Genomic DNA, 14,472 nt, shown 5'->3' on the forward strand with positions numbered 1-14,472 from the left:
GCCTTATGCGTAGTACATTCAAAATTCTATTCTATATCAATAAGAATAAAACGAAAGCAGACGGCACAACAGCCATCCTTTGTCGTATTACTATTGATGGTTCAAACGTGGTAATAACCACAGGCGAAAGCATTGTTCCCCACGGTTGGTGTGCGAAGCGAGGAGAAACAACGGACAAGAAAACCAATCAACGCCTGAAAAACTTTCGGGAAGAAATCGAACAAGGTTACAATACTTTGCTCTACAAATATGGAGCAGTGAGTGCCGAGCTTCTGAAGAACTACTTACAAGGCATCGGACGGAATCCAACGACACTTCTTGCCCTTAGTACAGAGGAACTCAATGCCCAAAGAGAAAGCAAGAGTAAGGGAACGTATAGCAACAATCGAAGTTCCGATAAACAGCTCAATGCTTTTGTGCGAAATCGTGGCGAAGAGGATATTTCTCTAACGGCTCTAACGATAGAGTTCTTTGATGATTATCGCTTCCATTTGAAGAAGGAAGGCTATGCCCCTGCAACGATAAACAGGCATTTGTGCTGGTTGAGTCGGTTGATGTATCGAGCCGTTGGTCAAGGGACTATCCGCTTCAATCCATTTGAGGGGATGAAGTATGAAGCCGTGGAGAATAAACCTCGTTTCCTAGGCAAAGGAGATATAGTTAAGCTCTTGGCATTCCCATTGCAAGACGAAGGAGCGGAACTAAGCCGAAGAATGTTTCTTTTCTCCGTCTTTACGGGTTTGGCATTTGCCGACTTACAGAGTTTGAGAGCTTCGCAAATCGAAACGAACAGCGATGGGAAACGATATATCCGCAAGGCACGCCAAAAGACAGAAGTCGAGAGCCTGACACCATTGCATCCGATAGCGGAGCAGATACTTTCTCTCTACACAAAGGAGAAAAGCAAAGGAGACTACAAGATATTCCCCGATACTGTGAGCAAAGGTAAGTTGTCTTCTCACCTTAAAACCGTTGGCTTGGCGTGTGGCATTCGTACTCCGCTGACTTGGCATATGGCAAGACATAGCTTCGGTACGCTGACTTTGGAGGCAGGTATCCCGATAGAAAGCATTGCCAAGATGATGGGACATTCGTCCATTGCCAGCACGCAAATCTATGCTCAAATCACTGACCAAAAGATTGCAAGAGATATGGAGAGGTTGATGTAACGATAGGTGTAGTATACAATAGAAAAAGAGCCTGAGCTCTAGGCTCTTTTGATGAGACTTCATAAGTCACGACATAGGGTTATGTGTGTGAAAAATATTTGAGCTCTATACCCTATGCTTGTTTGGGGCATACATCTATCAAGAATAAACTTCTTGACTGATTTTTGCGTTTAGTTCCTTCGTAATATCAATGCTTGTCCATTTTGTAAACATGTACTTCTGCTCTTTCATATAATTAACAATCTGCTGTCCTTCTGCTCTTGAAACACCTACAGCTTGAAGAAATTTTATTCTCTTACTCGGATAAATATAAGGACAAGCAGCCATATCTAGTGCAAATATAATATATTCAGCAGATATATATCTTCTATTAGCAGGTATTTCATTTATCTTTTTCAGAGCGTGGTCAACAATAAGATTCTTTAGATCTATAAACTGTTTCACATTACCGAAGTAATATACCAGAATTGTAACTGCTAACATATTCAACTTCGGGAATGTTTTTATCGTTCTATCGTTGTTATACCTTATTCTAAGATATCGTTCTATTTCAAGTAGGGACAAATGGTATTTGCTATTCATACTGCGTAGTATGATTAAGAAATATAATGTTTCTAGCTGGACATTGTCATCCATGGGGGCTGTTTGTAGTACTACGCTTATTTCATCTCGCATCTTCTTGAACACTATCTCACGAGTGTATTCGGTAAAACGATGAACTATTGATTTATTCTTGCCTACCCTCAAACTATAATTATTGTCCAAATAAATCAAAATAATATTTAGAATTTGCATTACCTTGAGAGTCGTGTTAATACGTTTGCTGTTCGCATAGAGGAAGAAAACTGCATCAAGAATATTAAAAAGGTATTTCGACAAAACCTTTTCAAGTTGTCTTCTTTTCTTTTCTACTTGTGGATATAAATCCCTTAAATTCAAATCAACTGCCGATAAGCACAGGACTTTATAGTATCCATCAAGCTTTTTCAGGTTTCTCTCTAGTCGAATGGCTAAGCGAGCCATTGTGTAGTTGAGGACATCTTTAGCTTCTACATTATTGGCAGATACAATAGCCTTAAATCGTTTATTGAAATCAGTTGCATTTAAGCGAAAATAAATATCAGTAGTTAAACAACTGAGCGTTTTTTCACGATCAATCTTTAGAAGTTGCTCCTCTGCTTCCATTGATGTGTCCTGTTCTGTTTCTTCTATTTCTTCTTCAATAGATTGCTCAGATTCAGGTTCGTTGGTATATAGTTTGATAGTATCATTGAGTAAACTGTCTATCGCAATTTTTGTTTTTGTTATATCTGTAACAAAAGGACGTTCAAGAGTCTTACTCTTTTCTTGACTAAGACTCAACTTAAACTCTTTTAGATACATTTGAAATAGCTGTTCGGCATCAACCTTAACAGCTTCGCTATTGTAGAAAAAGAAATAATCATCCACATAGCGATAACATTCATAATCCACTTTGTTTCGGTAACCTTTTTCATATAATTGCTGCTCTACCATTTGATCAACATGTTGCATAATAACTTCTGCAAATATGCGTGAACACTCTGGTCCAATGACTATGCCATTTGTTTCGTTATAGTTCATCTCTTGCATCATCTTATCCCATAATGCACCAACGGATCCATCACACTTACCTTCAAATGTGTCTTTATATATGTCCACACCACCACTAATTGCCCAAGCTATTGAATGCGTATATATACTGTCGAAGCAGTTCTGTACATCCATTTTTAGCAGATGAGAAAACTTCTTTTCAGCACGCTGATATCTATAATCTTCATAAAATTTATAGATATTAGTGTATTGTTTATAGCTAAAGAATGTTTTTAGATTCTCATATTCGTTGAAGTACATTTCCATTTCATCTGTTTTCTTTCCCATAAGCACGTGATGGAGCCGATCTTTATAATAAAAATAACAAGCTACTTTATTGGGGTATCTTATGGAAAAATTACTTTTAGAACAGAGATATATGATGGTATCCTTATATCTGTTGTATAAATCAACCACTTTAATTTGATTGGCAGGATGTATCAATGAAAGATATCTATGTTTCAGAGGTTTGTGCTGTATGCTATATACGAATGGAATACGTTTGAGGTCATGTGTTCTGAGCTCCAAAGAGTTCCTACCTTCGAATTCAGAAATCTTTCGGCAAAAGATTATAGCCAACACACCCAATATACCTTTGTCGTCTGTTCTATTCCAATGTAATGTATCTTGCCCTTCTCTACCTATTTCTATCCAGATACCATTACGCACTAGAAATCGATAAAAGTAACGATTACTAAAAATCAATGGAAGTTCGTATGGTAGTACATCCGAGAATACTACTCGTTCTTTCTTGTAGCGAAGTCTGATTTCCTTTCTTCTCATAACCATTTCTTTATTTCCTGAATACGCTGAATACTGAAGGAAAACATTTTACGTTCTCTCCATCTATGATTGAAATCTATGCTTGATATACGCTTAACGAGCTTAGCCTTTACTTTTGCGTAATCTTTTAATCCCGCATAAGGTTCTATGGGGTGCTCTTTTAGGTATGTTGTAAGTTCATCAAGATCTTCCTTGCGATCCAGCAAATCATTACTATAGAACAAGCCAACCTTTACGCTATTCTTCGATTTGAATAGTTTGAAATTACCAGTAAGAATATTCAATGAGTCAAATAGATCACAATATGCTTGCTTAATATTGTACTTGCAGAGAGTTTCAAAATGGTCTATTGCATGATCAATTTTTTTACGGTACTGCTCCTTCTTTTTATCTGAAAGCCCATACGTAACTGACAGTTTTTTTGCAGTTCGACTCATGTGCAAACAGTATCCTAGATAGTTCATAGGGTTTTCGACATAATTGTCTTTGGTAAAATCCATAATGCGACACTTGCCGGATCTATCTCCAGATGGTTTCAAAGATAAACCATAAGTTTGGAAAAAAGCTGTCATATCGGCATAATACTGGTCTATAGAAGATTCAATAGGCAATGAGGAAAGAATGATAAAAATATCATCAACATACCTTGCATAGAACATCACCTCCTTTCGAGAAGATATTTTAGCGTCAATATCCCTCATATATAACTCACTTAAGTATGAACTGATCCCTATACCACGAGGTACTCCTCGTGATGGAGAAGCGAATTCATGACCTTTGATTTTCTCATATTCTCCCAATATACCTTTAATAAACGCTTTAGATTTATTAGATAGTAAGGTGTTGTCAAATATCATCGGCATTAGTTTGTCATGAGGTATAGACTCATAGAAACTTGAGATATCTGTTCGAATAACATAAACTGGAATATCAGAATTCAAAAAAGTCTTGATGTTTGCCAATATGCTATGTCGGTTAGCCTGCTTTACCTTGAAGGTTTGTCGAATATTATATTGAAGTTGCTTAATGGCAAATAGATATGCGTGAGATGTCACATCTAACGTATAAACTTCTTTGTTGTCATCGGCAACAAATTTATTCAAAGAAAACTTAAAGCCATGAGCATTTACTTGTTTGTCGATAGTTTCCAAATAAATGCGTAATACATCCTTTTTTTGCTCTATAAGGTTCTTTAATTCGACTTTTTTTATTTCAAGTTCTAATGCTTCCTCCTGTGTTCTGTCTTTTTTCTGCCTAAGAACTGACACCGCTTTCTTTAGCTCCTCAGATCTTGCTAAAACATCACGATACTCTTCAGGCATAGTCTGTATGTCTATATTGCCTTTACGACTCTCAAGGCAATAAATGGTTTCAAAATTATGTGCAGAAAAAGATTGATCAAGCATGTTGTTATTCTATAGCAAAGTTGAATTTCTATTTTAATAATTTTGTTGCAAGTTTGTAGGTAAACATAATTCGAGGATTAGATAAGTCCCATTGCTCCACTTCTTGCCGTATCAAGTCTGAATGTTTCTTGCTTATATCCCTTAAAGCGTTTCCAACAGATTTACGAAGATATTCGCTTTCGTGTCCTTTGTGCTTAGCGATTAGAGCAATAGCAACTAATGGGTTTTCTTTGAAGAACGGGCGACTTGTCCAAATTCTCAACCCCTCCGTTACAGCACGGATAACATTCGGTTTGTTATCATTCAACCATTCTTCAATGAGAGGTAAAGATGCTTCATACCCCCTGTGTTTGCAAACTTCATCAAAAGCCTTTGCAAGCATTTCCTGCACTCTCCAATTCTCATCGGTGCTTATTCGCTTTTTCAGAAGACAAAGTGCGTTATTATCTTCTGTTGCCAATCTGCCCAAGATTGTTGTTGCCAACATTCGTGCTTGATAGGCTTCGTGTTCAAACAAAGTGAGTGCAAGTTCAAAACATTGTTCTTTCGGGTGTGTGGAAACAACCTCGCCAGCTCCATCAATAATATGCTGAAACCCATGTTCAATTTGCTGTATCTTATTCAAGATATTGTCTATTCCCATTGTCATAAATCCTTTCTAAGGTAAATCATATCTACGAGTTGTATATCTCGTTCGAAAATTGGATGGTCGTAATTGTCAGTGAAGAAATTCTCTATCCGATGAGACTTTTCAAAACCACAGCCTTCATAAAACGATAGGATTGCAGGAACTTCACCAGTACCGACAAGCATTGCCCTATAGTCTTTTTTGTAGAAATCGGAAATATAATCTATCAATCTTCTACCGTAACCTTTACCCTGATATTGCTCGTATGTCGCTATGTTCTTCAATTCACAGGTATCACTGCTTACAGGCACTACAACGCAAATGCTTTTCAAGTCATCGTCGTATAAGGCAAACAAGTCTCCACACGACAAATACTTGTCAATCATATTTTCCTGTTCGTCCGCTAACAGCAATAAATCAAGAAATTGTTTCTTGTTTTTGGTAACTCGTTCTATTTTCATGATGTCTGTTACGTTGAGGAACTACCTATGTCGTTCTTGATTAGTTGGCGCATACTTTCGTTGAAACTTTCTCGCTCGGTGCGGAGAACTCCAAAGAACTCTCTATCTGTTTGCTCCACTGCAACTACTGCTTTTTGTACAAGGTCTAAGGCTTTTCGAGTGAGGGTTATTTCTTTGGCTCGCGTATCCGTTCTATGCTCTCTTCTCTCTATCAGTCCTTTTGATTGTAGTGTGCGCAAAACCTTAGAGACCATCATACGATCGGTTTTACTTTGATTTGCAATATCAATCTGTGTTACGATATTACCATTTTGAGAAAGCGAAGCAGCGGTTGCCAATAGCACGAATTGCGTGTGTGTCAAATCCAATAAATCCAATGATTGCTTTATGCGACGCTGCCAAAGTGTTGTAACCTGCCAAAGCAGAAACCCCGAACTATCTTCTGCCTTTTCGGCTCCAAAAACAATGTCTGTCTTATTCATAGTGTCTTGGCTATGTTTATTTGTTTTACAACATCTTTTGGAATTGAATTGAACAGATTTTGGGCAATAAGTTTCACCCACAAGAAACTCAACACTCCTTTTACCGTGATAGTATATGAAATTCTCAACCCATCAGAGGTTTCCTCAAACAAATGCTCGTGATAAATTTTTGCCAAAGGAAAAGAGGAAACCGTGATAAACATTTTTTTCTCTATTATTTCTGAAATGACAATCTTTATCTTCGGACCTCCCTTAGGTTTCAATAGAATGTGACTACCTTGTTCAAACGATCCATTCAATTGGGCATATTCCACCCCGCTATCCCATGTATGCCAGCCATTGACATCAGCAAATAGCTTCCACATTTGTTCTCTTGCAACTTCGTTCGTTGTAATAGAATACGTTTTTGACCACATATTTAAATTGTCTTATGTTCTGAATATTTCAGGAAATGAATGAACCGAAAAAATCGACGTTTCGCATCCCTATTCTTTCTATCTTCATGTGAGAAATCGTTTTGTAGCCACAAAGATAATATACCCGACAACAATAATCAAAGAATATAGAGCAATTTTGTCATAAAGAGTTTCATCTCCGATAATTCTCTTGCAGTAATCGGTTGATGTCGGAGAGGCGATAGAGGATTTTCCCTGCGATTTGGGTGTAGGGAATAATGCCCTTGTCGCGATAATCCTGCAAGGTGCGGGGGCTGACGAAAAGCCGTTCGCACACTTCTCTCCCCGTGAGATAGATTTCTCCTCCGAACAGCGGACGATGCGTTTGGGCAATCTCCCGAATACATTTGCTTACTTCTTGAATGCCCGAAATGAGTTGTTTCATTTCGGGCGTTTCTTTATTTATGATTTCGTGTTCCATAGTCATTGTATTTTTCGGTTCGACTTTTCGAGGAGTGCTTCCACATCCTCACGTTTGTAGTAGCACTTATGCCCGATTTGAATGAAGGGCAATACGGAAGTATCCCGATAATGCTGGAGCGTCCGTTTGCTGATGTTGAGTATTCGGCACACGTCCCCATTGTGCAACAGGTCAGGGACTTCGGGCTTCGTGCCGAAATTCTCTCTCATACAAAGAGCCAGTTCTTCGATGCTCTTTTTCAGTTCCTCCCAAGCGGAGGAGTCGATGGCTGTAAATCTCATATCAATATCGTTTTAATTGTTGTTATTTCCTCTTTTTGATGCAAATGTATGCAGTCGAAATCCTTGTTCTCTGACCTGATGAGATCAAAGGAAATCGCAGGAATTTGCAGGCAAATGTATAAGTAAAACCTATCTATTTTCAGAAGGGATTCCCTGCCTTTTCTCTCCGTTTCTCCAAATTCCTTCCGAGAGGAAAAATCCTGTTTCGATGCGAAAATAACGAACCAACATATACTGTTTACTCCATTCCTGCTAAGTGGATACTTCTGGCGTCGATATAGTATGAAGTGGCTCTGTTAGAGAGAATCTTCCTACCTGTCTTTTAGGCTTTTCCCTCTGCTTTCATCGAAAAGGCAAAGGCATGCATCTGCACGTAATTCGATACAGCCATTCGGGTAGCGTTTCCCGTTCTTCCATTTGTCTTTTTCTGATTTTTGAGGAGAAAATGTGAGGTATCCTTTCCTTTTGCCGAAGAAATATGCAGCACCTCGATGCAACAACGCCATAAGGCTTGGCTTCACTTGTTCGCCTCTTTAACTTGGTTTCAGCATCCGTTTTCGGATGAAAGTTCAAAATCAAGCAAATAAAAGAGATACGAACAATGAAAAAAGAAGAGAAGGACAACCTCTCCAAGAACACGCAAATAGAAGAGTTCCTTTCGGCTCGTTACGAGTTTCGGTACAATACCGTATTGCACCGAGCCGAGTACCGTCCACGAGGAACGGACGATTATACAGCCGTAGACCGCTACCGCATCAATACCCTTAAACGAGCTTTAGATAAGGAAGCCGATGTACAGGCCTCGCCCGAGAATCTGTACAGCATCATCGAAAGCGATTTCTCACCACGCATCAATCCCGTGCAAGCCTATTTCCAAGCGTTACCGCTGACGAAAGGGAATGCGGAAGCTATCACCGCCCTTTCCGACTGCGTGAGCGTAACCAATCCTGAGAAGTGGAAAGAATACCTCACCAAGTGGCTGGTGGCAGTGGTCGCCAATGTAATGGACGACAAGCAGTGTCGCAATCACACCTGCCTTGTGCTGACAGGCGAGCAGGGCAAGTTCAAGACAACGTTCCTTGACTTGCTCTGTCCACCGGCTCTATCCGATTACCGCTATACGGGAAAGATTTACCCGCAGGAAAAGGACGTGCTGAGCCTTATCGGGCAAAACCTCATCATCAACATTGACGACCAACTCAAAGCCCTCAACAAGCGGGACGAGAACGAACTGAAGAACCTCATTACCTGTCCGCAGGTGAAGTATCGTATGCCCTACGAGAAGCATATCGAGGAACGACCCCACTTGGCAAGTTTCGTGGCTTCGGTCAATGGCAACGATTTCCTCACCGACCCGACAGGAAGCAGACGCTTCCTGCCCTTTGAAGTGCTGGCAATAGATATAGACCGAGCCAAGAGCATTCCGATGGATGACGTTTACAGTGAAGCCAAGACCCTATTGAATGAAGGGTTTCGCTATTGGTTCAATGATGAAGAGATTATTGAATTGCATAGAAACAGCGAAGCCTTCCAAGTCTATACGACAGAGATGGAACTGTTGCTCCGCTATTTCACCTTTCCCACGGAGGCAGAGACGGCAACAAAACGCTTCTATATGACCAATTCGGAGATAGTGGGTTACCTCTCCTGCTATACCCGACAATCCCTCTCCGCCAAACGGATGGGGGAAGCCTTACGAAAGGCTGGCTATACAAAGGAGTGTCGCAGGATAAACGGCAATCCCGTATATGTCTATGCCGTCCGTAAGGTTTACCCCGAGCAACCGCCATAGCACTCTGTTGTTACCCACTCCTTTGCAATACCCCTTTCTCTTTTCTTTCCTATTCTCCTTACTACGTTACTACAACTACCGATAATACGATGAAAGAGAAAGGATTGCAGGAGGTCTCCATCTTGCGACACAGCTTACTACCATCTTTCTACGCTTCTACGGAAGAATGAATGAGAAAAGGTGTAGACAGGAGGTGTAGAAGGATAAAACAGAATGAAGTGTTACACTTTTCTCTTTCACTGTCAATCTCTTATCTGAATGTAGAAGAGTAGTAAGATAAAAAGAGGAAAATTCCAAAAAGAGAAAACAGAGCGAACTATGAATATGAACAATTCCAATCCAACGATAACAGCAATGAACAACGAATATTACGACCTACAATACATCAAGGCGATACCGATAGGCGACTACCTGCACGCCTGTGGCATCGAGCCTGCCGAGCTTTATAACGGCTATGCCCTTTATCACGCACCTTACCGAGAAGACCACAACGCCAGCTTGAAAGTGGACTTTCGGAAAAATCTGTGGCACGACTATGGGACAAGCCAAGGTGGAAGCATCATAGACCTTGTGATGCGGATGCGTGGATGCAGTGCCTACGAAGCAATGGCGCATCTTGCCGAAAGGAAAGCGATAACCCTCGCTTCCTCTTCCTTTCATCGTGAAACTCACACAGGACAGATAAGAGGTGAACAGCGACCAAGTAATGTAAGGCGTATTCTCTTCATCAGCGAAGAGTTGCCCCTGTATCTGCAAAACTATCTTCGAGAGGTACGCAGGATAGACCTTGCCGTGGCAAGTCCTTATCTCCGTCATATTCGCTACGAAGTAGGAGGAAGAGAGTATTCTGCCATCGGCTTTGCCAATCGTGCAGGAGGATATGAACTCCGAGACGACAAGACATTCAATGGAACGATAGCTCCAAAGGATATTTCTCTGATTGCAGGAGAAGCGAACAATGCTCCTCACTGCATCTTTGAGGGCTTTATGGATTTCCTTTCCCTTCTCACGATGAAAGAAAAAGAAACTGCTCCCTGCCTTGTACTGAACTCCGTCAGCAATCTCCCACGAGCCATTGCCTATCTCCACGAGAAAGGTATCGATTCCGTTCAAGCTTTCTTCGATAACGACCAAGCTGGACGACAAGCCCTACATTCTTTACAATCGGCAGGTATCAACGTGGAGGATATGAGCCGACACTATTCCCGATACAAAGACCTCAATGAGTACCACGTTGCCCAAAGAACAGGGCAAAAACAGGTGATACCACCTCGCAAACGAGGACTTAGACGATAAGGCAAAAGAGAGCAAACAACATTATTCTATCATCAGGTATTCAAAGATGCAGGAAATAAAATGTATGCGAATAAACGGCTTTGTTTCGATAGCTACGGCAGTTCCTCAGAACAGCAAGTTTGCAGAGCCAAACTTAGAAACAAAGCGTGCAGGCATTCACAGAATGCAACGTAACAAGAAAGAAGGACGAGCAGGGCGGAGCGGACATTTCAAGAAATGCCATAGCTCATTAGGGTATTTTCTTCACGCTGCACTCCGTTATCGCTAAAAATACCCTCCTGAGCCAAGGGACTTCGCCCCTTTGGATACCCCTAAATCAATCTTCAAACAATGGGCTACGCCGTATTACATATAGACAAGGCGAGAAGCAACGACTCGGGAAATACCGCTCATATAGCGCGGACATATACCCCGAGTAACGTCGATCCTTCTCGCACACACCTGAATAGGGAATTGGTGCAATTCCCTGCAAATGTGACCAACCGTAGCGAAGCGATAGAGCATCGCATCGCCACAGCCGGTATCTACCGAAAGGTAGCAAAGAACCAAGTCAAAGCCTTGCGCTTTATCCTGTCGAGTTCACCAGAGGATATGGCTCGTATAGAGCAGGAAGGACGCTTGTACGAATGGTGTGATGAATCGATGGATTGGCTTCGCTCCACTTTCGGGGCGGACAACGTGGTCGCTGCCACGCTGCACGCAGACGAGGAAACGCCCCATATTCACGCCACGGTCGTTCCGATTGTCACGGGCGAAAGAAGGAAAGCCAAAGAGGAAGCCGAGAATGGGAAGCGGAAGTACAAGACGAAGAAGAACAAGGTACGACTTTGTGCCGATGATGTGCTTACGCCCAAGAAACTGGAGCAGTATCAGACGGACTATGCCAAGCGAGTGCAACGGTTCGGATTGGAACGAGGCGTACACGGCTCGGAAGCCAAGCACCGTACCACTATGGAGTATTACAAGGAAATCCTCAAATCAACGAAAGAGAAGAAAGCCCAAGAAGCGGAACTCACAGCCAAGATAAAGGAGCTGGAGAAGCAGGCAGGCAAGCTCCGAATGAAAGGTACGCTGTACTCCCTCTTTGGCAACTCCGAACTCGACAAGGCAGAGAAGCGTATTGCAGACTTGGAACAGGAAGCCGAACGGCAACAGTATCTTTCGGAAAAGGAGAAAAACGAAATCCGAAAGGAAGTCGTTCTCTTGCAGGACACGGTCAAGGGAAAGGACAGAACTATTGCCGAATTGAAAGAAACCGTGCAGATTTACGAGGAAGAGCGGAATTGGATAAAACGTTTCTTCAGTGGCTTCTACCAGCTTTTGAATATCCGTCTGATGCTCAGAAAGATGAACTTCTCTGATGATAGGATAGCGGAGATGTATCGCACGGAAGCTCCCCAACGAGGAACGGCTAAAGCCTATTCGGGATTATACAAGAGAGAGTTTACGGAAGAGGACAGCGAAATCTGTATCATCAAGGATGAGAAGAAACGACCGCTCCTCACCATCAACGGGCTTCCCATTACCAATTGGTACGAGCAGAAATGGAAACAACTCATCAATCGCAACCGCTCGCAACGGCTGTAATTGCTTTTTTCTTTCACTGACAAGAAGAAAAACAAGAAAAGACGCTCACTTTCCCTCGAAAATATGTACCTTTGCAAGTAGTAAAAGTGAGCGTTCTTTGGCTATTCAAAACAATGTGCCTCAATGCACTCCGCTCATTTCTAAATCGTTACCTACCCATCTATCCCTAAATGGTAACACTCTATTCTTCAACAAGATAGCTCGCTAATGAAAAATCTCATTGGAGCTTTTTTGTGATAGATATAAACCATTCATTTATAAGATATTGTGAAGATGATTTTTTCTTGCTATGTTTCTTGAAAATTTATACTTGTAAATCTATGAAATTGATAAAATATTCTGCTTGTAATCTTATTTTGAAAACATTCTTTTGATTATAGGTTGTATTTGAAAGATAGTGCTCATTGTGTAAAGTCCTATTGGGCTTTTCAGATGACTGTTATCGGGAGGTGTGTCGATGGCACTTGCAATTAGTGTGACTTGTCCTGCGGGGTCGGGTAAATATTTTAGTCCGCTGATACTAAACATACTGATTTTTGTTGTTCCATCACTATATCTTTCGCCAATAGCTCGTGTGTTTTTCAGCTCTTCAAGCGTTGGAACTTTATCAAAGGTCTGTTCGTAAAACTCCACAACCGGGCTTTGATTGATGCCTGTATCCGTATGAATGTAAGCAATATAGAAGATGTTTTCCAGTTCTATTGCTATGATATCTTTCGGACGATAAAAGGTAATTGATTCAGGCAATGCGGGGTGTCGCTTCAATGGTACGGGCGGACTTTGTAAAAGCTCCTTAATTTGTGGCGATTTCCTCTCGAAGTCATCGCTCAAAACAACGCCTTTGTTGAGTGCATCAATGGCATCAATTGCCTGAGAGGTAATGCTTGGCTTGCTAAAACCATATTTGTGAAGCAGTGTAGCCATAGCAACAAGGGCTTTATTTCGATAGTGCTTTTTGCCTTTTTCTGCGGAAGGTTTCAAGGTACAATCCCAGCGTAATAAAAACTCGGGAAGTATAGTTTTCAATTGCTCTTGTGGCGTTTTGTTAGAAGAACCGGTCATTGCCCACCAAACAAGCCGAGCTAAATCGTCATCCATCGTTTCCACTAAATATTTTGCTGCTAACTTATCTAAAATTTGCGAATGTTTCATATTAATATCGATACGTTGTTTTTAATGATTTTCTACTGAGGAAAACAACCCTCACAACTGAAGAAAAGCTCACATAAAGCAAAAGGTTTAAAGCATACACTTTAAACCTTTTGTTATTTTGTTTGTTTTTATTTCAGCCAGTCGTATCCTTTTTCTTCCAACTCTAAGGCGAGTTCTTTTCCACCTGATTTCACGATTTTTCCATCGTGAAGCACGTGAACAAAATCAGGAACGATGTAATCCAACAAACGTTGGTAGTGAGTAATGACAATCACCGCATTATCTTTGCCTTTCAGTTTGTTTACCCCGTTTGCCACGATGCGTAGTGCGTCAATGTCAAGCCCTGAATCGGTCTCGTCCAAGATGGCTACTTTGGGTTCAAGCATTGCCATTTGGAAGATTTCGTTACGTTTTTTCTCTCCTCCCGAGAATCCTTCGTTGAGCGAACGGGACAAAAAGTCTTTGTTGATGTCCAAAAGTTCGGCCTTCTCGCGGATTTTTTTAAGGAGCTCTGCGGCGGGCATTTCTTCCTCTCCGCGAGCTTTGCGTGCCTCGTTTACCGCTGTTTTGATGAAGTTTGTAACGGAAATACCAGGGATTTCCACAGGATATTGAAAGGACATAAAAATTCCTTTGTGGGCTCTTTCTTCGGGAGCGTCTTCCAAGATGCTTTCTCCTTCCAAAATAATGTCTCCTTCGGTTACCTCAAAGGCTTCATTGCCCGAAACCACTGCCGAAAGCGTGGACTTTCCTGCTCCGTTAGGTCCCATAATGGCGTGAACCTCACCTGCTTTTACCGTAAGATTGATTCCTTTTAAAATTTCTTTATCCTCAACTGAGGCGTGTAGGTTTTTTATTTCTAACATTTTATATATATTTTTTAATTTGTTACTTAATTTGTTGTTATACTGATATTTTAAATATTTTAGTTTGGTGCAATATTAGAGC

The 14,472-nt window shown here is 41.1% G+C and carries 16 protein-coding genes; 5 read left to right on the forward strand and 11 right to left on the reverse strand.

Translation table 11 applies throughout. From position 1 onward, the window contains the following. The first annotated feature begins 5 nt into the window (after positions 1–5). The gene (locus tag CGC58_RS09080; protein ID WP_095896425.1) at positions 6–1,169 is read left to right on the forward strand and encodes a site-specific integrase; all 1,164 of its coding nucleotides are present in this window, start codon (positions 6–8) and stop codon (positions 1,167–1,169) included. 138 nt (positions 1,170–1,307) lie between these two features. On the opposite strand, the gene drt3b is transcribed toward CGC58_RS09080, so the two are convergent. From drt3b to CGC58_RS12710, 9 genes are all read right to left on the reverse strand, one after another. Continuing rightward, positions 1,308–3,563: an antiviral reverse transcriptase Drt3b gene (gene drt3b / locus CGC58_RS09085; RefSeq protein ID WP_157909240.1), complete on the reverse strand. Its 2,256-nt coding sequence runs from the start codon at positions 3,561–3,563 to the stop codon at positions 1,308–1,310. After that, positions 3,560–4,969 carry an antiviral reverse transcriptase Drt3a gene (gene drt3a, locus CGC58_RS09090; RefSeq protein WP_095896427.1) on the reverse strand — a complete coding sequence of 470 codons (1,410 nt, stop codon included), beginning with the start codon at positions 4,967–4,969 and terminating at the stop codon, positions 3,560–3,562. Before drt3a ends, drt3b begins: the two co-directional genes overlap by 4 nt. Before the next feature lie 28 nt (positions 4,970–4,997). After that, the gene (locus CGC58_RS09095) at positions 4,998–5,618 is read right to left on the reverse strand and encodes a DNA alkylation repair protein (RefSeq protein ID WP_232748819.1); all 621 of its coding nucleotides are present in this window, start codon (positions 5,616–5,618) and stop codon (positions 4,998–5,000) included. Further along, positions 5,615–6,058, reverse strand: a complete 444-nt coding sequence (locus CGC58_RS09100; RefSeq protein ID WP_078737567.1) for a GNAT family N-acetyltransferase — start codon at positions 6,056–6,058, stop codon at positions 5,615–5,617. Before CGC58_RS09100 ends, CGC58_RS09095 begins: the two co-directional genes overlap by 4 nt. An 8-nt stretch (positions 6,059–6,066) precedes the next feature. Then, a complete protein-coding gene (locus CGC58_RS09105; RefSeq protein ID WP_095896428.1) occupies positions 6,067–6,540 on the reverse strand; it encodes a MarR family winged helix-turn-helix transcriptional regulator in 474 nt (157 codons plus the stop codon). Continuing rightward, positions 6,537–6,956 (reverse strand): SRPBCC family protein, encoded by a 420-nt coding sequence (locus CGC58_RS09110; protein WP_095896429.1) that lies wholly within the window; start codon positions 6,954–6,956, stop codon positions 6,537–6,539. Before CGC58_RS09110 ends, CGC58_RS09105 begins: the two co-directional genes overlap by 4 nt. A 172-nt stretch (positions 6,957–7,128) precedes the next feature. Then, on the reverse strand, positions 7,129–7,422 hold the full coding sequence (locus CGC58_RS09115) for a helix-turn-helix domain-containing protein (protein ID WP_198540721.1): 294 nt from the start codon (positions 7,420–7,422) through the stop codon (positions 7,129–7,131). Next, entirely contained in the window at positions 7,419–7,559 is a 141-nt protein-coding gene (locus CGC58_RS12860; protein WP_227977415.1) for a helix-turn-helix domain-containing protein, read from the reverse strand. Before CGC58_RS12860 ends, CGC58_RS09115 begins: the two co-directional genes overlap by 4 nt. Before the next feature lie 449 nt (positions 7,560–8,008). Beyond that, the gene (locus CGC58_RS12710; RefSeq protein ID WP_157909242.1) at positions 8,009–8,218 is read right to left on the reverse strand and encodes a hypothetical protein; all 210 of its coding nucleotides are present in this window, start codon (positions 8,216–8,218) and stop codon (positions 8,009–8,011) included. An 80-nt stretch (positions 8,219–8,298) separates the two neighbouring features. On the opposite strand from CGC58_RS12710, the gene CGC58_RS09125 reads away from it, so the two are divergent. The 4 genes from CGC58_RS09125 to mobV all read left to right on the forward strand — a co-directional run bounded on the left by CGC58_RS09125 (position 8,299) and on the right by mobV (position 12,372). Further along, on the forward strand, positions 8,299–9,489 hold the full coding sequence (locus CGC58_RS09125) for a VapE domain-containing protein (RefSeq protein ID WP_095896431.1): 1,191 nt from the start codon (positions 8,299–8,301) through the stop codon (positions 9,487–9,489). A 354-nt stretch (positions 9,490–9,843) separates the two neighbouring features. Further along, positions 9,844–10,785: a toprim domain-containing protein gene (locus CGC58_RS09130; RefSeq protein WP_095897183.1), complete on the forward strand. Its 942-nt coding sequence runs from the start codon at positions 9,844–9,846 to the stop codon at positions 10,783–10,785. Between the two features lie 64 nt (positions 10,786–10,849). Beyond that, positions 10,850–11,053: a hypothetical protein gene (locus tag CGC58_RS09135; protein WP_095897184.1), complete on the forward strand. Its 204-nt coding sequence runs from the start codon at positions 10,850–10,852 to the stop codon at positions 11,051–11,053. 62 nt (positions 11,054–11,115) lie between these two features. Beyond that, on the forward strand, positions 11,116–12,372 hold the full coding sequence (gene mobV / locus CGC58_RS09140) for a MobV family relaxase (RefSeq protein ID WP_095896432.1): 1,257 nt from the start codon (positions 11,116–11,118) through the stop codon (positions 12,370–12,372). 351 nt (positions 12,373–12,723) lie between these two features. Here mobV and CGC58_RS09145 read toward each other — a convergent pair whose 3' ends face one another. Together CGC58_RS09145 and sufC are read right to left on the reverse strand one after the other, a co-directional pair. Next, positions 12,724–13,524: a hypothetical protein gene (locus CGC58_RS09145; protein ID WP_095896433.1), complete on the reverse strand. Its 801-nt coding sequence runs from the start codon at positions 13,522–13,524 to the stop codon at positions 12,724–12,726. A 128-nt stretch (positions 13,525–13,652) separates the two neighbouring features. After that, positions 13,653–14,390 (reverse strand): Fe-S cluster assembly ATPase SufC, encoded by a 738-nt coding sequence (gene sufC, locus CGC58_RS09150; protein ID WP_095896434.1) that lies wholly within the window; start codon positions 14,388–14,390, stop codon positions 13,653–13,655. Between the last annotated feature and the right edge of the window lie 82 nt (positions 14,391–14,472).

It is taken from the genome of Capnocytophaga stomatis, assembly GCF_002302635.1.
GTDB classification, from domain to species: domain Bacteria; phylum Bacteroidota; class Bacteroidia; order Flavobacteriales; family Flavobacteriaceae; genus Capnocytophaga; species Capnocytophaga stomatis.